Origin of the sequence: Acidovorax temperans (genome assembly GCF_006716905.1) — a bacterium.
GTDB classification, from domain to species: domain Bacteria; phylum Pseudomonadota; class Gammaproteobacteria; order Burkholderiales; family Burkholderiaceae_C; genus Acidovorax; species Acidovorax temperans.
In genome coordinates this window covers 92,609-113,246 of sequence record NZ_VFPV01000004.1, presented here as the reverse complement: position 1 = coordinate 113,246, position 20,638 = coordinate 92,609, and the positions used below count along the sequence as shown (strand labels likewise).

The 20,638-nt window shown below is 64.3% G+C and carries 22 protein-coding genes and 1 pseudogene; 16 read left to right on the top strand and 7 right to left on the bottom strand.

Annotated features, from left to right (window positions below; translation table 11 throughout):
• Positions 1–83 precede the first annotated feature (83 nt).
• Entirely contained in the window at positions 84–515 is a 432-nt protein-coding gene (locus BDD18_RS19035; RefSeq protein WP_170207431.1) for a hypothetical protein, read from the top strand.
• A gap of 24 nt (positions 516–539) precedes the next feature.
• Here the strand turns inward: BDD18_RS19035 and BDD18_RS19030 are convergent, their stop codons facing one another.
• On the bottom strand, positions 540–1,115 hold the full coding sequence (locus tag BDD18_RS19030) for a hypothetical protein (protein WP_244939184.1): 576 nt from the start codon (positions 1,113–1,115) through the stop codon (positions 540–542).
• 347 nt (positions 1,116–1,462) lie between these two features.
• On the opposite strand from BDD18_RS19030, the gene BDD18_RS19025 reads away from it, so the two are divergent.
• Positions 1,463–2,749: a solute carrier family 23 protein gene (locus BDD18_RS19025; RefSeq protein WP_044397249.1), complete on the top strand. Its 1,287-nt coding sequence runs from the start codon at positions 1,463–1,465 to the stop codon at positions 2,747–2,749.
• Between the two features lie 54 nt (positions 2,750–2,803).
• Here the strand turns inward: BDD18_RS19025 and BDD18_RS19020 are convergent, their stop codons facing one another.
• Positions 2,804–3,787 carry a LysR family transcriptional regulator gene (locus BDD18_RS19020; RefSeq protein ID WP_142085198.1) on the bottom strand — a complete coding sequence of 328 codons (984 nt, stop codon included), beginning with the start codon at positions 3,785–3,787 and terminating at the stop codon, positions 2,804–2,806.
• A 143-nt stretch (positions 3,788–3,930) separates the two neighbouring features.
• On the opposite strand from BDD18_RS19020, the gene BDD18_RS19015 reads away from it, so the two are divergent.
• The 7 genes and pseudogenes from BDD18_RS19015 to BDD18_RS18980 all read left to right on the top strand — a co-directional run bounded on the left by BDD18_RS19015 (position 3,931) and on the right by BDD18_RS18980 (position 11,802).
• Positions 3,931–5,133 (top strand): muconate/chloromuconate family cycloisomerase, encoded by a 1,203-nt coding sequence (locus BDD18_RS19015; protein ID WP_142085196.1) that lies wholly within the window; start codon positions 3,931–3,933, stop codon positions 5,131–5,133.
• A 63-nt stretch (positions 5,134–5,196) separates the two neighbouring features.
• Complete coding sequence (gene catA, locus BDD18_RS19010; protein WP_142085194.1) at positions 5,197–6,132, top strand: catechol 1,2-dioxygenase; 936 nt, start codon at positions 5,197–5,199, stop codon at positions 6,130–6,132.
• Positions 6,133–6,217: 85 nt separating this feature from the next.
• Positions 6,218–6,631 (top strand): annotated as a pseudogene (locus BDD18_RS19005) (MFS transporter); the annotation flags it as partial.
• Positions 6,632–6,725: 94 nt separating this feature from the next.
• Positions 6,726–7,538: a 3-oxoadipate enol-lactonase gene (pcaD, locus tag BDD18_RS19000; protein WP_142085192.1), complete on the top strand. Its 813-nt coding sequence runs from the start codon at positions 6,726–6,728 to the stop codon at positions 7,536–7,538.
• Positions 7,539–7,768: 230 nt separating this feature from the next.
• Positions 7,769–9,283, top strand: a complete 1,515-nt coding sequence (locus BDD18_RS18995) for an acetyl-CoA hydrolase/transferase family protein (protein ID WP_066699409.1) — start codon at positions 7,769–7,771, stop codon at positions 9,281–9,283.
• Positions 9,284–9,538: 255 nt separating this feature from the next.
• A complete protein-coding gene (locus tag BDD18_RS18985; protein ID WP_011804582.1) occupies positions 9,539–10,501 on the top strand; it encodes an IS110 family RNA-guided transposase in 963 nt (320 codons plus the stop codon).
• A 146-nt stretch (positions 10,502–10,647) separates the two neighbouring features.
• Entirely contained in the window at positions 10,648–11,802 is a 1,155-nt protein-coding gene (locus BDD18_RS18980; RefSeq protein WP_142085190.1) for an ABC transporter substrate-binding protein, read from the top strand.
• 92 nt (positions 11,803–11,894) lie between these two features.
• Here BDD18_RS18980 and BDD18_RS18975 read toward each other — a convergent pair whose 3' ends face one another.
• Complete coding sequence (locus BDD18_RS18975) at positions 11,895–13,049, bottom strand: ABC transporter substrate-binding protein (protein ID WP_142085188.1); 1,155 nt, start codon at positions 13,047–13,049, stop codon at positions 11,895–11,897.
• Between the two features lie 491 nt (positions 13,050–13,540).
• Between BDD18_RS18975 and BDD18_RS18970 the strand changes: the two genes are divergently transcribed.
• Positions 13,541–13,966: a hotdog fold thioesterase gene (locus BDD18_RS18970; protein WP_044397243.1), complete on the top strand. Its 426-nt coding sequence runs from the start codon at positions 13,541–13,543 to the stop codon at positions 13,964–13,966.
• A gap of 100 nt (positions 13,967–14,066) precedes the next feature.
• Here the strand turns inward: BDD18_RS18970 and BDD18_RS18965 are convergent, their stop codons facing one another.
• Together BDD18_RS18965 and BDD18_RS22795 are read right to left on the bottom strand one after the other, a co-directional pair.
• Positions 14,067–14,384 carry a DUF4148 domain-containing protein gene (locus tag BDD18_RS18965; RefSeq protein WP_066691171.1) on the bottom strand — a complete coding sequence of 106 codons (318 nt, stop codon included), beginning with the start codon at positions 14,382–14,384 and terminating at the stop codon, positions 14,067–14,069.
• A gap of 471 nt (positions 14,385–14,855) precedes the next feature.
• The gene (locus BDD18_RS22795; protein WP_276491123.1) at positions 14,856–14,990 is read right to left on the bottom strand and encodes a hypothetical protein; all 135 of its coding nucleotides are present in this window, start codon (positions 14,988–14,990) and stop codon (positions 14,856–14,858) included.
• Positions 14,991–15,061: 71 nt separating this feature from the next.
• Between BDD18_RS22795 and BDD18_RS22790 the strand changes: the two genes are divergently transcribed.
• Together BDD18_RS22790 and BDD18_RS18960 are read left to right on the top strand one after the other, a co-directional pair.
• On the top strand, positions 15,062–15,187 hold the full coding sequence (locus BDD18_RS22790; protein ID WP_276491121.1) for a hypothetical protein: 126 nt from the start codon (positions 15,062–15,064) through the stop codon (positions 15,185–15,187).
• A gap of 52 nt (positions 15,188–15,239) precedes the next feature.
• Positions 15,240–15,581: an SDR family oxidoreductase gene (locus tag BDD18_RS18960; RefSeq protein ID WP_244939156.1), complete on the top strand. Its 342-nt coding sequence runs from the start codon at positions 15,240–15,242 to the stop codon at positions 15,579–15,581.
• A gap of 53 nt (positions 15,582–15,634) precedes the next feature.
• Here the strand turns inward: BDD18_RS18960 and BDD18_RS18955 are convergent, their stop codons facing one another.
• A complete protein-coding gene (locus BDD18_RS18955; RefSeq protein WP_142085186.1) occupies positions 15,635–16,204 on the bottom strand; it encodes a cob(I)yrinic acid a,c-diamide adenosyltransferase in 570 nt (189 codons plus the stop codon).
• Positions 16,205–16,252: 48 nt separating this feature from the next.
• Entirely contained in the window at positions 16,253–16,537 is a 285-nt protein-coding gene (locus BDD18_RS18950; protein ID WP_142085184.1) for a hypothetical protein, read from the bottom strand.
• Positions 16,538–17,113: 576 nt separating this feature from the next.
• Between BDD18_RS18950 and BDD18_RS18945 the strand changes: the two genes are divergently transcribed.
• The 4 genes from BDD18_RS18945 (at position 17,114) to BDD18_RS18930 (ending at position 20,593) form a co-directional block, all read left to right on the top strand.
• Positions 17,114–17,467 carry an EF-hand domain-containing protein gene (locus tag BDD18_RS18945; protein WP_066691180.1) on the top strand — a complete coding sequence of 118 codons (354 nt, stop codon included), beginning with the start codon at positions 17,114–17,116 and terminating at the stop codon, positions 17,465–17,467.
• Positions 17,468–17,624: 157 nt separating this feature from the next.
• Entirely contained in the window at positions 17,625–19,049 is a 1,425-nt protein-coding gene (locus BDD18_RS18940; RefSeq protein ID WP_142085182.1) for an FAD-binding oxidoreductase, read from the top strand.
• A gap of 194 nt (positions 19,050–19,243) precedes the next feature.
• Positions 19,244–20,203, top strand: coding sequence for a sensor domain-containing diguanylate cyclase (locus BDD18_RS18935; RefSeq protein WP_142085180.1), 960 nt, complete (start codon positions 19,244–19,246; stop codon positions 20,201–20,203).
• Positions 20,204–20,269: 66 nt separating this feature from the next.
• Positions 20,270–20,593 (top strand): YnfA family protein, encoded by a 324-nt coding sequence (locus BDD18_RS18930; protein WP_142085178.1) that lies wholly within the window; start codon positions 20,270–20,272, stop codon positions 20,591–20,593.
• Positions 20,594–20,638 lie beyond the last annotated feature (45 nt).

Genomic DNA, 20,638 nt, shown 5'->3' with positions numbered 1-20,638 from the left:
CAGGGCTTCTGCCCGGCCGGTGCGCTGCGGTTCCGCCGCCCTGCCCTTGGTCTTCCTCGCCTTACTTCACCGCTTTCACTGCCATGCCCACCCTCATGTCTGCCTGGCCCGCCGTGGCCCTGCTGCTGCCCGCACTGGTGCTGCTGTCGGCCGTTGTGTTCCTTGCCAAAGGCGACCGTCGGTCTTTTTCGTACCTGATGGCGCTGCTGGCCTGCTACCTGGTGGGTGCCCTGCTGATGGAGTTTTTTGTCTTCATGGCCGCCCGCATGGCGCGCCCTGGCACGGCACAGGCCGTCCCGGTGCTGGGCGCAGGCACCAAGCAACTGCTGGAGACACTGAGCAACCCGCGCTCCATCGCCGCGCCGCCCCTGTCACTGCCCGCCATCGCGGCGTATTCGGTGCTGGCGTCTTACCTCTGGGTGCTGGTGAGCTGGGGGCTGCACCTGCGCGGCAAGAAAGCGGGCTCGGGCAAGAAGAAGGCCAGCAAAAGCAGCCGCAAGCCCGCCAAGGCGTGAGAGCCCGTCAAAAGACCGGGGCAGTCACTTGCCCATCAGCATGCCCACCACCGCGGCCACCCCGGCAGCGAAGAGGTCGCCAGTGATGGAATCTTCCGCTTCGCCGGAAAAGCGTTTTCTCTGCTGTTCGCGCTGCGCGCGGTTGCGGTCCCGCTCCAGCATCACCAGGGCGTCGGCCAGATCGGGGGCAGAAGGTGCGGCAGCGGGCGCCGCCGCAACCCGGTAGCCTTCCAGCGCTTTTTTCACGGCCTCCGGGTCAATCAGCGAGAACGCGGCGCGGCAGTGCGGGCAGGCGTGGTCTTTGCGAATGTCCACCGGCGCACCGCAGCCGGTGCAGTAGATGGCGTCCACGCACCGGGCCAAATCATCCACCTCCGCGCGCGTGAGGTGGCGCACAAAGCCCTTTTCGACCATGAAAGACGAAAACGCGCTGAAGCGCCCGTGCTGCTGCGCGCAGCGGTACACCATATAGCGACCGCCGCGCACCACGTCGAACGACGGCGCCAACGGGCGCACGCAGCGCGGGCAGGCCAGCTGGCGCTGCAGGGGGCGGCGCTCGTCCGTGCGGTGCTGGTGCAGCAGCGTAAACAGCTCCACCACGGCCTGGGGCTGAGCTTGAGGTTTTCGCGGTGGTCAAACCAGATGCCCTGGCACGCAAAGCAAATGTCCAGCTCCACCACGCCATGGCCCAACCCATGGTCGTGGCCGTCGAGCCGATGGGCCTCCATGGGCAGGCGGCAAGAGGGGCACAGGGGCGTGGGCTTCATGGCGGGCAAGGTGGCAGATGACTCGTCTCGCGCCCGAAGCGGGCGCAACGCCCCGCATCCTAACTGCTGCCCCGCAGCGGCCTGGGCGCCAACAGCCGGCCAGGCAGCGCCTTCACACGACGCAACAACAGGCAGAAATCCACTAGCATCCAGCACACGAATTTTTACAAGGAATACACCATGGGATTGATGGACTGGAAAGTCAAAAGCCCCGACGTGCTGCAGCAAGGCGGTGTCGTTGGCCCGGACGAGCGCCTGCCGTGGCCGCAAACGGCGGTGATGGGTGTGCAACACGTGATTGCCATGTTCGGCGCCACGGTGCTGGCCCCCATCCTGATGGGGTTCGACCCCAACGTGGCCATTCTCATGAGCGGGCTGGGCACGCTCATCTTCTTTCTGGTCACCGGCGGCAAGGTGCCCAGCTACCTGGGCTCCAGCTTTGCCTTCATTGGCGTGGTGATTGCCGCCACGGGCTACGCGGGCAAGGGTGCCAACGCCAATATCGGCGTGGCACTGGGCGGCATCATTGCCTGCGGCCTGCTGTACACGCTGATCGGCGCACTGGTGCAGGCCATTGGCACCCGGTGGATTGAGCGCTGCATGCCCCCCGTGGTCACGGGCTCGGTGGTGGCGGTGATCGGCCTGAACCTGGCAGGCATCCCCATCAAGAACATGGCCGCTAGCAACTTCGACAGCTGGATGCAGGCCGTCACCTTCGTGTGCGTGGGCCTGGTGGCCGTGCTCACACGCGGCATGGTGCAGCGCCTGTTGATTCTGGTGGGACTGATTGCCGCCAGCATCGTCTATGCCGTGCTGACCAACGGCATGGGCCTGGGCAAACCCATGGACCTGTCGGCCCTGGCCAATGCGCCCTGGTTTGGCATGCCCAACTTTGCGGCCCCGGTGTTCAGCGGCAGCGCCATGCTGCTCATCGCCCCGGTGGCCATCATCCTGGTGGCTGAGAACCTGGGCCACATCAAGGCCGTGACAGCCATGACCGGCCAGGACCTGGACCGCTACATGGGCCGCGCGTTCATTGGCGACGGCATTGCCACCATGGTCAGCGGCAGCGCTGGCGGCACGGGCGTGACCACCTACGCCGAAAACATCGGCGTGATGGCCGCCACCAAGATCTACTCGACCGCGGTGTTCCTGCTCGCTGGCGTGTTCGCTCTGGTGCTGGGCTTCTCGCCCAAGTTTGGCGCGCTGATCCAGACCATTCCGCTGCCGGTGATGGGTGGCGTGTCCATCGTGGTGTTCGGCCTGATCGCCGTGGCGGGCGCCAAGATCTGGGTGGACAACAAGGTGGACTTCTCGCAGAACAAGAACCTCATCGTGGCGGCCATCACCCTGATCCTGGGCACGGGCGACTTCACGCTGAAGTTTGGTGAATTTGCCCTGGGCGGCATCGGCACCGCCACCTTCGGCGCGATCATTCTGTACGCATTGCTCAACCGCAAGGGTTGAGCCTCTCTCAACCTGCCGCCGCCTGCGCGGCAGGCTCACCCCAAGCGCCCGATCTCAGGGCGCTTTTTTCTGGGCCTTCTTTTCCTTGGCAGCCTTCTTGGACGGGGGCAGGCCCGTGCCGGGCAACACGTTGTGCTCCACATCCAGCCATGGCGGGTTTTTTGCGTACATGTCACTGACGAGCTGCTTGATGGCGGCGATGTACCAGGCGTTGTCGTTGAGCCGGTGGCTCAGGATGACGGGCGAGGTGATGCGCGGGTCATCGATCAGGCGGTAGTGCAGATCGCTGCGCAAACGCGCTGACGACGGAATCAGGCACAGCCCATACTCCGCCGCCACCAGGCCCAGGGCGGTCTGGATCTCCCGAACCTCGTGGATTTCTGAGGGGCGAATGTCCTGGTCGTTCAGAAAGCTCAGCACATGGTCTGCAAAACTGGGGCGGGGCTCCTTGGGGTAGACGATGAGCTTTTGCCCGTTGAGCTCACTCAGGCTGATGTGTCCAGCGTTGGCAGCCAGGGGCGAATCGGGCGGAATGGCCAGCACCAGCCGTTCTTCGCGCAGCACCGTGCGGGCCACCGTGGAATCGTTGCCCCGGATGCGGCCAAAGCCCACATCAATGCGGCCTGACTTCAGGGCCCCAATCTGCTGGGTGGACGTCAGCTCCACCGGCTGGATGTCCACATCGGGGTAATGCTGGCGCAGCTTGCGCACCAGCATCGGGAGACCACCGTACAAGGTAGAGGGCACGAATCCGATGGACACGGTCTCTCGCTGCTGCAGGCCGATTTGACGGGTGGCCGTCTTGAGCTGGTCCAGCCGATTGATGATTTGCAGCGCCTGCTCGTAAAAAACGCGCCCCGCCTCGGTGAGCCGCAGCGGGCGGCTATTGCGCAGGATGAGCTGCACGCCCAGCTCCTCCTCCAGCAACTGGATCTGCCGACTCAGCGGCGGCTGGGCGATGTGCAGCACTTCAGAGGCACGGGTGAAATTGCGCTCGTTGGCCACAGCCACGAAATATTTGAGCTGACGGATGTCCATAAGGGTAAACCATACAAATGCAGGCAGATCACCCTGCAAGTGGTTGATTTTTATTGGTGTAACGCAGAACTATATCTTTTAGGTATGCAATAAGACCAATTTGGTGTTGGATTGGCGGAAGGCCAAGCTGTTCAATTCGCACCATGCAACACAGCCCCAGCCTCCCTCTTCCAGCCAGTGCGGCCGTGATTGAACGGGTGGAAACCTTCCTGGTAGACCTGCCCACGATCCGGCCACACCAGTTGTCCATGGCCACCATGAACGGGCAAACGCTCATGCTGGTTCGCCTGTACTGCTCGGACGGCACCGTGGGCGTGGGCGAAGGCACCACCATCGGCGGACTGGCCTACGGGGCGGAATCGCCCGAGGGCATGAAACTGGCCATCGACACCTACTTCGCGCCGTTGCTCGTGGGTGCCGACGCCAACCACGTGCCGGCCCTCATGGCTAGGCTCAACAAAGCCATCAAGGAAAACCGCTTCGCCAAGTGCGCGGTGGAAACCGCCTTGTTCGACGCTCTGGGCCACCGCACCGGGCTGCCCGTGTCGCAACTGCTGGGCGGGCGTGTGCGCGACAGCCTGCCCGTGGCCTGGACACTGGCCTCCGGCGATACCGCCAAAGACATTGACGAAGCCGAGCGCATGCTGGCGCTGCGCCGGCACAAGACCTTCAAGCTGAAGATTGGCCGCCGCAGCGTGGCCGCTGATGTGGCCCACGTGGCCGCCATCAAGAAAGCCCTGGGCGACCGCGGCGCGGTGCGCGTGGACGTGAACATGGCCTGGAGCGAGCTGGAGGCCCAGCAAGGCCTGGCCGGCTTGGCAGACGCAGGCTGCGAACTGGTAGAGCAGCCCGTGGCGTCTGCCGAAGCCATGGGACGCCTCAAGGGGCGCCATCCCATTGCCGTGATGGCCGACGAATCACTCACCGGCCCCGCTTCGGCATTTGCACTGGCACGCGATGCGGCCGCCGATGTGTTCGCCGTCAAGACCGAGCAATCCGGCGGGCTGCAGGCCGCACAACAGGTCGCGGCCATTGCCGACGCAGCAGGCATTGAGCTGTACGGCGGCACCATGCTCGAAGGCGCCGTGGGCACGATTGCCTCCGCTCATGTGTTTGCCACCTTCAAGCACCTGCAGTGGGGCACCGAACTGTTCGGCCCACTGCTGCTGACCGAAGAAATCCTGGCAGAGCCCCTGCAATACCGGGATTTCGAACTGGCGGTGCCCACGGCCACCGGCCTGGGCATTGCCCTGGACGAGGAGCGCGTGCAGTACTTCCGACGCGACAAGAAACGCAGCGGCATGGTCGCCGCTGCCCAACCCACACCGCAACCACAGATTGCATGACGGATGGGCCCCGTCACCGCTGGCCCGCTTTACCTTTCACAACGACCCCCAGGAGATCTCCCCATGGCCATCCAAATTTTCAACACCCCTGAAGTCCAGGACTTCCTGCGTCTGGCCAGCGGCCTGAACCAGAGTGGCGGCAACCCACGCGCCAAACAGATCGTGCACCGCCTGCTGTCCGACCTGTTCAAGGCCATTGACGATCTGGACATCACATCGGACGAATACTGGGCCGGTGTTGCGTACCTGAACACCCTGGGCGCTCGTGGCGAAGCCGGTCTGCTCTCCCCCGGCCTGGGCCTGGACCATTTCCTGGACATGCGCATGGACGCCAAGGACAAGGAACTGGGCGTTGAAAATGGCACGCCCCGCACCATCGAGGGCCCTCTGTACGTGGCCGGCGCGCCGGAAGCCAAGGGCTTTGCCCGCCTGGACGACGGCAGTGATAAGGCAGGCCACACGCTGATCATGCACGGCACGGTGTACAGCGCGGACGGCAAGCCCATGCCCAACGCCAAGGTCGAAGTCTGGCACGCCAACACCAAAGGCTTCTACTCACACTACGACCCCACTGGTGAGCAAAAGGCCTTCAACATGCGCCGCACCATCATCACCGACGACCAGGGCCGCTACAAGTTCCAGAGCATCGTGCCCCAAGGCTATGGCTGCCCGCCCGATGGCCCCACACAAGCACTGCTGAATCAGCTGGGTCGCCACGGCAACCGCCCCGCCCACATCCACTTCTTTGTCACGGCTGAGGGCCACCGCAAGCTGACTACACAGATCAACATCGACAGCGACCCACTGTTGAACGATGACTTCGCCTACGCCACGCGTGAAGGCCTGGTGCCCGCACTGGTGGAGCGCACGGACGCAGCCTCCATCCAGGCCAACGGCCTGAACGGTCCTTTCGCAGAGATCGTGTTCGACTTCAGGCTCAGCAGCCTGGTCAACGGCGTTGACAACCAGCTGGTCGACCGCCCACGCCTGGCGGCCTGACCCTCCTGCGGCGGTAGCGCCACGGTGCACTACCGCCGGCTTCGCCCTTTGGCGCCCCTTTGAAAACCGCGCCGCACGCGCGGGGGTGGTGGCCTTCTTCACGGCCGGCACCCTGGCGATTGCGCTGCCCGGCTTCAAGAGCCCCATGCCTGTGCTGTATCTGCTGATCTTCATCGCAGGCGCCACCACCATCGGCACGCAGATCCTGCTGTACGCCAACACGGCGCAGTTCTACCCGCTGGCCATGCGCTCCACCGGTCTGGGCTGGGCTTCGGGCGTGGGCCGCACCGGCGCCATCGTGGGGCCGTTGTTGGGCGGCTCGTTGCTGGCTGCTGCGTTGCCCCTGCAAATGAACTTCCTGGTGTTCGCAATCCCTGGCCTGGTCGCCGCGTTGGCCATGGGTTGCTTTATTCTGTTCAACCGCCGCAGCGCTACCCCCTTGGTGGCACCTGTTGCAAACCCTGCGAGCCGACGAGCGCCAACGGCCGTCTCTGGCTGAGCGCAAAGTATTCCGCGCCCCTGCATGAAATCCCCAGCGCCCCTGGCGCCGGGGATTTTTGGCGTTTGCCACCCCCTAAGAAAATGGAGAAACCATGAGCAATCCACCAAGCCTCCTCACCACAAGCCGTGGCGCGTTCCGCGTTGCCATCGACGGCAGCCCTGACGCACCCGCCCTGGTGTTGAGCAATTCATTGGGCACCACGCTGGAGATGTGGGATGCGCAAGTGGCCGCGCTGTCCGCCAGCCACCGCTTGATCCGCTACGACACGCGCGGCCATGGCGGCAGCCCTGTCACCCCAGGCCCCTACCGCATGGACGACCTGGGCCAGGATGTGCTGGCGCTGCTCGATGCGCTGAACATCGACCAAGCATATTTCTGCGGTATCTCGATGGGCGGCCACACCGGGCTGTGGCTGGGCGTGCACGCTGGCACGCGCATGCGCGGCATTGCCGTGTGCAACAGCGCCGCCAAGATCGGCACCGCACAGGCATGGCAAGAGCGTGCCGCCACCGTGCGTAGCCAGGGTGCCGCCGCCATGCAGGCGCTGGCCGATTCCGCACCCGGCCGCTGGTTCACCCCAGGCTTTACCCAAACCCATCCAGACATCGTCCAACGCGCGCAGGCATGGATTGCAGGCATCGCTCCCGAAGGCTACGCCGCCTGCTGCGAAGCCTTGGCCACTTCGGACCTGCGTGAGAGCATTGGCCGCATTGCAGTGCCCACGTTGCTGCTGGCCGGCGCAGATGACCCGGTGACCACAGTGGCCGACGCCCAGGCCATGCAGGCCAGCATCGCCGGTTCTTCGCTGGCTCTAGTGCCTGCGTCGCACCTCTCCAACCTGGAAGCGCCACAGGCCTTTGAGCAAGCCGTGCTGGATTTTCTGGCCCACGCGGCCAAGGCTTGAGCCCCATCGGCAGCCTTGGTGAGGGAATGAGGGCCCACCGGAACCTGGCGCGGTGGGGGAACTGACTTTGAGGCAAGTGCCAAGGGTTGACCCACCGCCTCGGGTTAACCCCTAAACAAGGCGAGGCTTTTTGTTAGCATTCCGCTTCTTTGAAGCGACGCACGGGTGCTCACGGTACGTGAGCCCTGTTCGATTGCCCCACCTCCCCCACCCTTTCTTCGCTCGCTCCCATGTCACTTGCCGACCGGGTTTTGTACCCAGACTTTCTTTCGCGCATCGTTACTGCAGACGAAGCGGCTGCCATGATCCCCGCAGGTGCCCATGTGGGCATGAGCGGCTTCACCGGGGCGGGGTACCCCAAGGCGGTTCCGCAGGCCTTGGCGCGGCTCATCCAGCAGCAAAACACTCAGGGCAAGCCCTTCAAGATCGGGCTGTGGACGGGTGCTTCCACTGCCCCCGAGCTGGATGGAGCGCTGGCCCAGGTGGACGGCATCGACATGCGCCTGCCCTACCAGTCCGACCCCACCTGCCGCAAGCAGATCAATGCCGGGCAAATGCAGTATGTGGACATCCACCTGTCGCACGTGGCCCAGTTCGTCTGGTTCGGCTTTCTGGGCAAGCTGGATGTGGCGGTGGTGGAAGTGGCCGGGGTGCTGCCCGACGGGCGCCTGATTCCGTCCTCGTCCGTGGGCAATAACAAGACCTGGCTCGACCAGGCGGACAAGATCATTCTGGAAGTGAACACCTGGCACAACCCGGGTCTGGAGGGCATGCACGACATCTACTACGGCACAGATGTTCCGCCCAACCGCAGGCCCATCCAGATGACGGAGCCGCACCAGCGCATTGGCGAGCCCTACCTGCGCTGTGACCCCTCCAGGGTGATTGCGGTGGTCAAAACCCACCAGCCCGACCGCAACTCGGTGTATGCAGCGCCTGACGACACGTCCAACCGCATTGCCGGCCACATCATCACCTTCCTGCAGCAAGAAGTGAAGCTGGGCCGCCTGCCCGCCGACCTGCTGCCGCTGCAGTCGGGCGTGGGCAACATTGCCAACGCCGTGCTGGCAGGCCTGAACGCCGGGCCTTTCGAAAACCTCACCGCCTACACCGAAGTGCTGCAGGACGGCATGCTGGACATGCTGCGCTCGGGCAAGCTGGCCAGCGCCTCGGCCACGGCCCTGTCGCTGAGCCCCGCCGCAATGCAGGACTTCAACGACCGCATCGATTTCTACAAAGAGCGCATCGTGCTGCGCCCGCAGGAGATCAGCAACCACCCCGAGCTGATCCGACGCATGGGCCTGATCGCCATGAACGGCATGATCGAAGCCGACATCTATGGCAACGTGAACTCCACGCACATCATGGGCTCGGCCATCATGAACGGTATTGGGGGCTCAGGCGACTTCGCACGCAACGCCTACCTGTCGATCTTCATGACCCCCTCACTGGCCAAGGACGGCGCCATTTCCTGCATCGTGCCCATGGCTTCGCACGTGGACCACACCGAGCACGACGTGCAGATTCTGGTCACCGAACAAGGCTTGGCCGACCTGCGCGGGCACTCGCCCACACAGCGGGCGGAAATCATCATTGAAAAGTGCGCCCACCCGGACTTCCGCCCCGCCCTGCGCGACTATCTGGCACGCGCGCGCAAAAGCGCCCTGGGTCAGCACACCCCCCACCTACTGGGTGAGGCGCTGTCCTGGCATCAGAAGTACGTGGAAACAGGGTCGATGCGCTGAACGCTTGATCCAAGGCGAACGCAGGGTCTGCAAAGGGGCTTAATGAAAAGCTTGTATCTTTAAACCAGACCAGCGCGGTAGAGTCTGAACGCCGTTGAGGCGGCCAGACCGGCCCGTGCAGTTTGGTAGGCGCTGGGGTGATAGAGCCCGTGACTGAGTACAGAACGCATGGCCGCCGCGCTGGTCTTCGTGAAGCCCGAACGGTTACGCGCGCCTTGATTGAGCGCGCATGCACAAGCAAGGGATCTGAAGATCATGTCTGTTACCTCTGTGACGGTGGGCATCGACGTGGCCAAGGCGCACGTGGATGTCTGTGTGCTGGGTGCCAAGAGCAGCGCCCAGCGGTTTGACAACGATGCCGAAGGCCACTCGGCGCTGGCGGCTGCCCTGCAGCCCCTGGACGTGGGTCTGGTGGTGATGGAGGCCACCGGCGGCTACGAGGCCGCGTTAGCGTGTGCCCTGCAGGCCACAGGCCTGCCCGTGGCGGTCATCAACCCGCGCCAGGCGCGCGACTTCGCCAAATCCATGGGACGCCTGGCCAAGACCGACGCGGTGGATGCGCGCACGCTGGCCGAGCTGGCAGCGGTGCTGCTGCGCCGCGACGATCTGCAGCGCTTCTTGCGCCCCCTGGCCGATGAGCGCCAGCAGTGGCTCGCGGCCCTGGTCACGCGCAGGCGCCAGTTGCTGACCATGCTCCATTCGGAGCGCCAACGGCTGCAGATCACGCCCAAGAAGCTGCACGCCAGCATCGAGGCCATCGAGGCGGCGATCAAGGCGCAGCTCGATGAGATCGAAGAGCAGATGGTCACGCATGTGCGCGAGCACTTTGGGGAGCTCGACACGCTGCTGCAGTCGGCTGCGGGAGTCGGCCCGGTGGCCAGTGCCACGATGATTGCCGAGCTGCCAGAGCTGGGCCGGCTGAACCGGCGCGAGATCGCTGCATTGGTGGGCGTGGCGCCCATGGCCAATGACTCCGGCGGCAGCAAGGGCAGGCGGCGCGTACAAGGCGGGCGCTTCGAGATCCGCCGCGTGCTGTACATGGCAACGCTCACGGCCACCCGCTACAACCCGGCCATCAAGGCCTTCTACGAGCGTCTGAAGGCCGCTGGCAAGTTGCCCAAGGTCGCCCTGGTCGCTTGCATGCGCAAGTTGCTCACCACGCTCAACGCCATGGTGCGCACTGGAAAACCTTGGGACAAGTCGCTTCATTGCGCTTGACTTCGAAGACGGTTACTCAGTCATTTTGTAAAGCAAGGGTTAACCCTAGTTCTATTGGGCTTGTGGCTTTTCAAGCTCTCCGATTCTTTTACGACACAGGCCGGCCTCCATCAGAGGCCGGCTCTTTTTCTTTGCGGATACAACCCATGCAACGCCGTCAATTCACCCAATCGCTGGTGGCCGCCAGCACAGGCCTTTTCTGGGCAACCTCTTCCCGCGCAGTGGGTTTGCAAGACCCCATGGACAGCAAAACGGTTTCGGTCGGCTGCTCGCTGGGCGCTACGGGCCCTCTGGCCAGCCTGGCTCGCGAACTGAAGCAGGGCCTGGACGCAGGCCTGGCACAAGCCAATACGCGCGGCATCCACGGCCGTGAAATCAAGCTCGTGACCATGGACGACGGCTATGACGCCAAGCGTTCGGAAGAAAACGTGCGCAAGATGATTGCAGACGCCAACACCGTGGCGCTGGTCTCCTGCATGGGAACGGCCAACAACCAGCGCATCATGCCGCTGGTGGATGAAGCCCAGATTCCATATGTCGCCCCCCAAAGCGGTGCCGTGTCGCTGCGCAAGGCCGAGTACCGTTCGGTCTTCCACGTGCGCGCCAGCTATTCGGATGAAGCGCAGCGCCTCACGCAGAAACTGGTGTCCATGGGCATCACCGATCTGGCCATCGTTTACCAGGACACCGCGTTCGGCCGCGAGTTTCTGGCCGATGCCACTGCCGCCCTCAAGGCCACAGGCAAGGCTGTAGCCCCCAAGGGCTTCAAGCTCGATGCTGAGGGCACACAAGTCGCGGCCGTGGTCGCGCAGGCCGTTGCCGCCAAGCCCATGGCGGTGCTGCTGGGCACTGCTGGCGATGTGACGGCCTTGCTGGTCAATGAGTTCAAGAACGTGTCGCCCAGCACTCCACTGGCGGCCACCAGCGTGGCCTTGAGCGGCGACAACCTGCGCCAGCTCGGTGGCAAAACGGCGGGGCTGGCCCTGTCCATGGTGTTGCCCGACGCGGGCCGCACCAGCGTGGCACTGGTTCGCGAATACCAGAAGGCCATGCGCGCCGCCGGATTCCAGGAATTTTCGGCCCGCAGTTTCGAAGGCTATGTGAACGCACGCGTACTGACCGAAGGCCTCGAGCGTGCCGGCCGTGAACTTACCCGCGGCAAGCTGCGCGCGACACTCGCCAGTGTGCGCAGCCACGACATGGGCGGGATGACCGTGGACTACAGCAACGGCGCGCCGTATGTCGGTTCACGGTTTGTGAACCTGGGAATTCTCGGAGCCAACGGCCGCATGGTCGGTTAACGGAATGCGTGCCGGGTGGGCGTTCCGTCCCAGGTAGTGCAGGGCTACGACGATACGGAACTACGGCGCCGAAGGCGCTGTGTCAGCAGCCCTTAACCCACAAACCGCCCGGCTCCATTCAACACGCCCATGTCCACAAAACGCGAACCTACGTAGGGGGCCTGGCCGGAGTAATCAATCACCAGTCCACCCAAGTCCAGGTTGCGAATCCCGGCCAGTGCGGTGCGCAGCTTGCTGCGAGTAGGGTCGGCCCCGGCGCGCTCCAACCCTTCGGCCAGCACGCGGGTGTTGGTGTAAGACTCGAGCGTACCCAGGTTGAACTCCTGAACACCGCGCGCCCGCATGGCGGCCTGGTAGTCACGCACCAGGGCTGTCTTGGCGCGAGTGGGATCGGGCATGACCATGGTGAGGGCCAGCCCACTGCCCGCATCGCCCAGCTGCTTGAGGCCTTCACTGGTCAGCGTGACGCTCAGGCCCGCCATGAGCACACCGGGGTTGTTCGTCTTGAGCCCGCGTACCAGTTCCACCGAAACGGCACCCGCCGTGGCCAGCAACACGGCGGCAGGTCGGGCCTGGCCCACCTTGGCCAGCACATCGCTCAGGTTCTTGCCATCGGTGGCCAACGCGACTTGCACCAGAGGCTTGAGGCCTTGCTCCGCCAGGAAACGGGTGGAATCCTCCAGCATTTCGCGGCCGTAGGCGTTGTCCAGGTAAACGACGCCGATGTCCTTGAGGCCCATGCCGGCCAGACGTTGCACCAGGCGGCGTACTTCGTCGGTATAGCTGGCACGCACATGGAACACGTTGCGGGCGCCCTTGCGCAGGGACGAAGCACCGGTGAATGGCGCCACATAAGGAATGCCCGCATCCTCAATCATCGGCAGAATGCCCGCGTTGTTGGGCGTGCCCACGCAGGACATCAGCGCAAAGGCACTGCCCTGGCTGATCATCTGCTGGACGTTTTCGGTGGTGCGCTGCGGCACGTAGCCATCATCCAGGATCTGCAGTTGCACCATGCGGCCGTGGATGCCGCCGCGCGCGTTGATCTGCGCCAGCGCAGCTTCTGCGCCTTGCTTGATGTCGCGCCCAAACCCGGCCAGGGGGCCCGTGAGGGAGGCCGAGCACCCAATCGTCAGGCTCTTGCTGCTGATGCCCGCGTCTTGCGCAAAAGCATGGCGCACCAGCGCAGGAGCAGCCAGGCCGGCGGCCAGGCGAGGGGCAATAGTGACAAATTGGCGACGCTGCATAAAAAACAAACTCCCGAGAATTCAACGCAAAGGCTCGCTCCCTTTTTGGAGCAACTGATCAGTGTACGTGGGGGGTTTCCCCTCGCACCACCGAGCCAACCCTTAGAACCTGTTCACAGTCTTTTTGGAGATTGCATTGGAGTGCAATCGGGATGAGTGGATGCAACGGATGCGCCGCATGGGCTGGTGCCCATGCAAGCAGCCGGGGCGCCAAAGCTCCAAGTTCATCGGCCCGATTTCACTCCAACCCTTCGGGCAAGCGGCTTGCCGGGCGGTCTGCGGTGTTACACCGCTTGCCAATAGCACGGGCCACCTTGGATGAATGTGGGCCGCGCGCTGCGCCTAGCAGCCCATCCCCGCAAGACACTTGTGCAACTCCAAAAAGACTGTGAACAGGTTCTTCGAGCCTGCTGATAATCTTTGCGTCGCCCAAGGCACATTCACTGCGGGCATCTGTCCTTTCGTCCCCCCTCGCTGGAGCCCCACACACCATGTCCATCTGGAAGAAACCCATCTCTGTTGAACAACTGACCGCGAGCGGCGCCAACACTGCCGTCAGCCACCTGGGGATCGAATTGACAGAAGTGGGCGACGACTTCCTGCGGGGCCGCGTGCCGGTGGACGAGCGCACGCGTCAGCCTTTCGGGCTGCTGCACGGTGGAGTCAGCGTGGTGCTGGCTGAAACCCTGGGTTCCATGGGCGCCTTTTATGCCAGCCCTGAGGGCCACCGCGCCGTGGGGCTGGACATCAATGCCAACCATTTGCGTGCCGCTACCAGCGGCTGGGTCACCGGCACGGCCCGCCCGGTGCACATTGGCCGCACCACACAGGTGTGGCAAATCGACATGGTGAACGATGCGGGTGAGCTGACCTGCGTGTCACGCATCACCATGGCCGTGCTCGCACCCAAAGGCTGACGCGCTGGGCCCCCGCCCCTGCCGCCCCATGCAACAAAGCCCGCAGGCCGAAAGGTCTGCGGGCTTTGTTTTGCCATGTGCCGCCTGGGGCGGCAATAGATCAGTGTTCGCCTTGAACGGTCTGGCCAGCCTTGTGGGCCGCAATGGCTTCGGCGCGAACTTCAGCACGGCTGCGGGCGCTGTTCACGGCGGCAGCGCTGTAGGCCACGTCAGAACCTTCTGCATCGTGGGGCATGGCGCCGTTGGCACGCGCTGCTTGCAAGTCAGCGATCACGGCCTGGCGGGTCAGTGCGCTGGCGGTGGATGCTGCAGCGGGGTAATTGGAGTTGTCACCGAAGGCACCGGAAGACTGGGCATGGGCGGCCACAGAGCCCAGGGCAAACAAGGAGAGAGCGGCGATAGTGCGGAAGTTCTTCATGATCAAAATCCTGTCTTACAGATCAACATTCAGATGCCGGCCCCCGCACTCCACTTTCACGGAAGCTGCCGGTTTCGACCTGCGTCGATGAGTGGCAGTTGAACGTGTCGCTCATCGATGGGAGTGACTGTATCTAGGGTTAGTACGGAGATAAACCGCCTCCCGCGGAACTAAATGTTCACCAAACCGAAACAATTCATCAGGAACTTTTTGATTCGATCCATTTTCAACATGGATAAATACCCACCTCCACCGTGGGCAACAGGGCTGTGGTAGGCCCTGCCAGCCATGCCAAGTCAACGGCGCGCCGTTGCAACGCACCGCAAGACAGACATGCGAGAGCATGTGCAGACAAAGCACTGCAGCCGGCCCAGAAAGACAAGGCATACGCATCGAACTGAATGAAAAACGCCACCCCGTGCAACCAGCGCACGGGGTGGCGTGATTCACATCAGCCAGTCGCTCTGGCGCCTAAAAACGCCCCACCAAAGAGACCCCGACCAGCGGGGCGGTCTTGAAACTCTGCTTCTTGATCAAATTGCCGGAGGCATCTTCCAGCCGCAGCGTGCCGCCCACCGCGGCACCGCCGTACAGGTACAGCGCCATTTGCGGGCCTAGATTGCGCGTGACGCGCAGAACAGCGGCACCCCGCTTTCCTCACCCACACCCCCGACACCATGGCGCCCCAGACCCGGGACTCGCTGTTGCTGGCACTTTTCTCGCTAAACCAGTCCACAGAAGGGGCGACGGTCAAGCTCCAGTTGTTGGACAAAGCCCATGACACCGGCACCGATACGCCGTAGCGCCGCACGTCGCCGCAGGTGGTGGAAGCGCCCCTGCGCCCGGGTGGCCTCCATGCACCTGCAGGGCCGCCAGCGCCTGCTCGCGGCGGCGCTGATGCTGGTGAGTGCCGGCATGGCGGCGGCCTACGGCCCCATGGGCGTGCGCGTGAACGCGGTCAACCCCGGCGCCACGCACACCGAGCGCCTGCAATCGGGCATGCAGGCCACCGCCCGCATGCTCAACATTTCTGAGGCAGAAGCACTGGCGCAGGCCACGCGCAAGGTGCCGCTAGGGCGCCTGGCGCGGCCCGAAGAAGTGGCGGACGTGGTGCTGTTCCTGGCATCCGGGCGCGCCAGCTATGTGACGGGGGTGGTGCTCACCATGGATGGTGCGGCCACGCCCATGGTGGTTTGATGCTGTAGCCCAGGCCTTTCACCAAGCCCTGGGCCTTACTGGCATTTGCGGAATTATTCCGATGCTTCTTGCCGCGCCAGCCGCTCGCTTTTCCAGTAAACGTCGTCACCGCCGTTCATGCGGTTGAGCACGCGGGCCAGCACAAACATCAGGTCTGACAGGCGGTTGAGGTACTGGCGCGGCGCATCGTTCAGCGCCTCTTCATTGCCCAGCGCCACCACGGCGCGCTCGGCCCTGCGGGCCACGGTGCGGCAGACATGGGCCTGCGCCGCCGCGCGGGTGCCCGCGGGCAGGATGAATTCCTGCAGGCGCGGCAGGGCCGCGTTGTGCTCATCCAGCGCCTCGTCCAGTTGCAGCACGGCGTCTTTCTTGAGCAGTTCAAAACCCGGAATCGACAGCTCGCCGCCCAGGTTGAACAGCTGGTGCTGCACCTGCACCAGCAGCTCGCGCACAGCGTCGGGCAGGGGCTCGCACAGCAGCAGGCCGATGTGCGAGTTCAGCTCATCCACATCGCCCATGGCGTGAATGCGCAGGCTGTTTTTGGAAACCCGCTGGTTGTTGCCCAGGCCCGTGGTGCCGGCATCTCCGGTGCGGGTGGCAATTTCGGTGAGGCGGTTGCCCATGCAATAACTCCTGAGGGGGTAGGGAATGAAAATGCGGCGCTGCCGGGCTCACAGGTCCTGGTGCGAATCGAGCACGAACACCATGCCCATGACACCCACCGACACGGTGCGCCCCCGGATGCTCGTGTACGACGCCACACCCAACGAATGGTAGTTGGACACAAACGCCGCCAGCGCGCCCAGGCCCAGGGCGCCCGCCAGCGGACTGCGCTCGGCCAGCGTTTTCTGAATCTGGCTGCGGTGGCGCTCGGCAGACGGGTTGAGCAACGCGGCCGCTGCCACGAGCACAGCCACGGCTGCGAGGGCTTGAAGGGCTTTGGAGGCTTGGGTCATGGCAGCACCGGTGTGGATACAAAAGCCCGATTGTGCCCCTGCGGCCCTGCCCTTGGCGCCAGCCATGTTGCTACGCTATTGATAGCTGCTTGCGCTTATCCAGAAAGCGCTGCAGGCCAATTTGGCATCAAACCCTCGTCACAAGGACTGAGAGCCTGTTTACGATCTAGCAGGGGTCGCGTTGGAGCGCAATCGGGATGAGTGGATGCTTCGGATGCGCCGCATGGGCTGTTGCCCATGCAAGCAGCCGGGGCGTCCAATCGCCCGATTTCGCTCCAACCCTTCGGGCAGTGGTCTTTGCGGGCGCCCGGCCAGGGGTGATTTGCGGCGTTGCGGCGCTTGCCAATAGCCAAGCTATTGGCTGCACCCCGCGCCTTGCATCCCACCCGCAAAGACCGCTGCGCGATCCCTGCTAGATCGTAAACAGGCTCTCACACCCGCACCACATACCGCAGCAGAACCCGTTACACGGCGCTGGCAAATGTTGGTGGGGGCAACAGCCGGCAAAAGTGCTGGCCTGCATGTCCATGCTGCGCTGCAATGCAGGCTTGTTCAACTTTCCGGAGCTCTGCATCCATGAAGACGACGCAACGAACTGCACCCGCCCACGCTCGCACCTGGGCACACCATTTCGAAGCCAGCAGCGTCTTGCTGTTTGCCGCCCTGACGTTTGGCGCCGCAGGCGCCGTGCAGGCGCAAAGCGGCAGCAGCAGCAACCCCGCAGCACCCCAGGCCACCTTTGGCGGCGGCAAGACCCCCACCAGCAGCGCAGCGGCCGCTTTTGACCGCGCTGATGCCGACCGCAACGGCATGCTCAGCCCCCAGGAGGCATCGACCTTCCCGGCGATTGGCGAGCGCTTCCAGGCGCTGGACAAGAACCAGGACAAGATGCTCTCGCGCGAGGAGTTTGAAGCGGGCGCCAAGTCTTAAGAGCCCTTCCACGATCTCCAGTCGTTGGTAAGCGCAGCGCCCCCTGCCCTCTCCAGCGGGCAGGGGCGCGCTGCGTGGGGCAAGGGTGGCGCCCCTGCAAGCTGGCGGCAGCCATCCTAGAATCAATGCCACTGGCCCACTGCCCCTGGAGACACCGATGAACGCCCCCACCGCCGCTGCCCACCTGCTCCCGCAAATCCAACTGCGCGATGTGCCCCAGGCGCTCATCGATGCACTGCAGGCCCGCTTCGGCGCGCAGTGCTCGCTGGCCCAGGCCGTGCGTGAACAGCACGGGCGCGACGAGGGCTCGCTGCAGGCGCCCCCGCCCAGCGCCGTGGTGTTTGCCGAAAGCACCCAAGATGTGGCCGACGCCGTGAAGCTGGCCAGCCAGTACGAAGTGCCGGTGATTCCGTACGGCGCGGGTTCCTCGCTCGAAGGCCACCTGCTGGCCGTGCAGGGCGGCATCAGCATCGACGTGAGCCGCATGAACCGGGTGCTGAGCATCAACGCAGATGACCTCACGGTGACGGTGCAGCCGGGCATCACGCGCAAGCAATTGAACGAGGCCATCAAGGACACCGGCCTGTTCTTCCCCATCGACCCCGGCGCCGACGCCAGCATTGGCGGCATGTGCGCCACGCGCGCCAGCGGCACCAACGCCGTGCGCTACGGCACCATGCGCGAGAACGTGCTGGCGCTGGAAGTGGTCACGGCCAGCGGCGAAATCATCCGCACCGGCACGCGCGCCAAAAAGAGCAGCGCGGGCTACGACCTCACGCGCCTGATGGTGGGCAGCGAAGGCACGCTGGGCGTGATCACCGAAGTGACGGTGCGCCTGTACCCGCTGCCTGAAGCAGTGAGCGCCGCCATCTGCTCCTTCCCCAGCATTGAAGCGGCCGTGCGCACCACCATCCAGATCATTCAGCTGGGCGTGCCGATTGCGCGCGTGGAGCTGATCGACCGCCACAGCGTGCGCATGGTCAACGCGCACAGCAAGCTCAACCTGCGCGATGAACCCATGCTGCTGATGGAGTTCCACGGCTCGCCCGCCAGCGTGAAGGAGCAGGCCGAAACCGTGCAGGACATCGCCAGCGAATTTGGCGGCAATGCCTTTGAATGGGCCAGCACTCCCGAAGAGCGCACCCGGCTGTGGACGGCGCGGCACAACGCCTACTTTGCCGCCGTGCAAAGCCGCCCCGGCTGCAAAGCCATCAGCACCGACACCTGCGTGCCCATCAGCCGCCTGGCAGACTGCCTGCTCGAATCGGTGGACGAGGCCGAGGCCAGCGGCCTGCCCTACTTCCTGGTGGGCCATGTGGGCGACGGCAACTTCCACTTCGGCTACCTGCTGGACCCGAACATCCCCGAAGAACGCGTCACCGCCGAAGCCCTGAACCACAAGCTGGTGGCCAGGGCCCTTTCCATGGGCGGCACCTGCACCGGCGAGCATGGTGTGGGCGTGCACAAGATGGGCTTTTTGCTGGACGAAGCCGGCGCAGGCGCGGTGGACATGATGCGCGCCATCAAGCGCGCGCTGGACCCGAAGAACATCCTGAACCCCGGGAAAATCTTTGCGCTGTGACCACAGGGCCGCTGCCACCCCGCTTTCACTCCTGATTTGATAGCTGGTAGCGCTTATCCAGCAAGCGCTAGAGGCCTATTTTCCTGCAAGGCTGATGGCGGGTGCGCGCCTTGCCCATCAACCCTGCTGCTGCGTAGCCCAGGGCATGCACTTTCGGCGCACACGCGTTACAGTCTTGGCCAGGAGGAATCGCCTTGAACCCCCCCGATATCCCGCCGGATGAGGATGCTCGCCTGGCGGAGTTGTGCTCACTCAATGTGCTGGACACCATCGCCGAGGAGCGGTTTGACCGCCTCACGCGCATGGCCAGGCGCTTGTTCGGGGTGGACGTTGCGCTGGTGAGCCTGGTGGACGAAAACCGCCAGTGGTTCAAATCCTGCGCGGGCATGGAGCTGAGCGAGACGCCGCGCGACATCTCTTTTTGCGGCCACGCCATCCTGGGCGATGGCGCCTTTGTCATCCCCGATGCGCTGCAAGACGAGCGCTTTTGCGACAACCCCATGGTCGCCGGCCCACCGCATGTGCGGTTCTATGCGGGCTGCCCCCTGCGCGGCCCCGGCGGGCGCAAGCTGGGCACGCTGTGCATCATCAACTCCAAGCCCCGCGCCTTCAGCGACGAAGACGTGGAGATGCTGGTGGACCTGGCCCTGATGGTGGAGCGGGAGTTTTCTGCCATCGAGTGGGCCACGATGGACGAACTCACCGGCCTGTCCAACCGCCGGGGTTTCATGATGCTGGCCCAGCACAGCCTGCTTTTGTGCTTGCGCCAGAACATTCCGGCGGCGCTGGTGTTCATTGACCTGGACTACCTCAAGCAGGTGAACGACCAGTTGGGCCATGCCGAGGGCGACTGGGTGCTGGTCACCTTTGCGCAGCATCTGATGAAGGCCTTCCGTGGCTCGGATGTGGTGGCGCGGCTCGGGGGCGACGAGTTTCTGGTGCTGCTCACCAACCACAGCGAAGCCGCGGCCGAAAGCGCCATGGCACGCCTGCAGCAGGCGCTGGACGCCACCAACGAAGCCGAAGCGCGAGGCTACGACATTTCGTTCTCCCACGGGTTGGTAGAGTTCGACCCGAAGCGCCACCACACCATTGGCGCCTTGATCAGCGAGGGCGATTCGCTGATGTACAAAACCAAAAAAGCGCGGCGCTGAGCCTGCGCTGGGGGCGCGCAGCGCAGCGCCCTCTCTCCGCGCCCTCCCTGCTCCCCCCGTTCCTCCATGAAGACCTTGCTGCTTTTCATCGCCACGGCTTTGGCCGAAATCATCGGCTGCTACCTGCCCTGGCTGTGGCTCAAGCAGGGCAAGCCGGTGTGGCTGCTGCTGCCTGCGGCGGCCAGCCTGGCGCTGTTTGCCTGGCTGCTCACCCTGCACGACACGGCGGGCGCAGGCCGGGTGTATGCGGCCTATGGCGGGGTGTATATCGGTGTGGCGCTGGCCTGGCTTTGGGCGGTGGACGGCATCCGCCCCACGGCGTGGGATGTGGCGGGGGTGCTGGTGGCGCTCGCAGGCATGGCGATCATCGTGCTGCAACCGGCGCGCTGACCCAGACTTGCGCAGTGGACGCGGCGCAGGTCAGGCGCGAAGCGA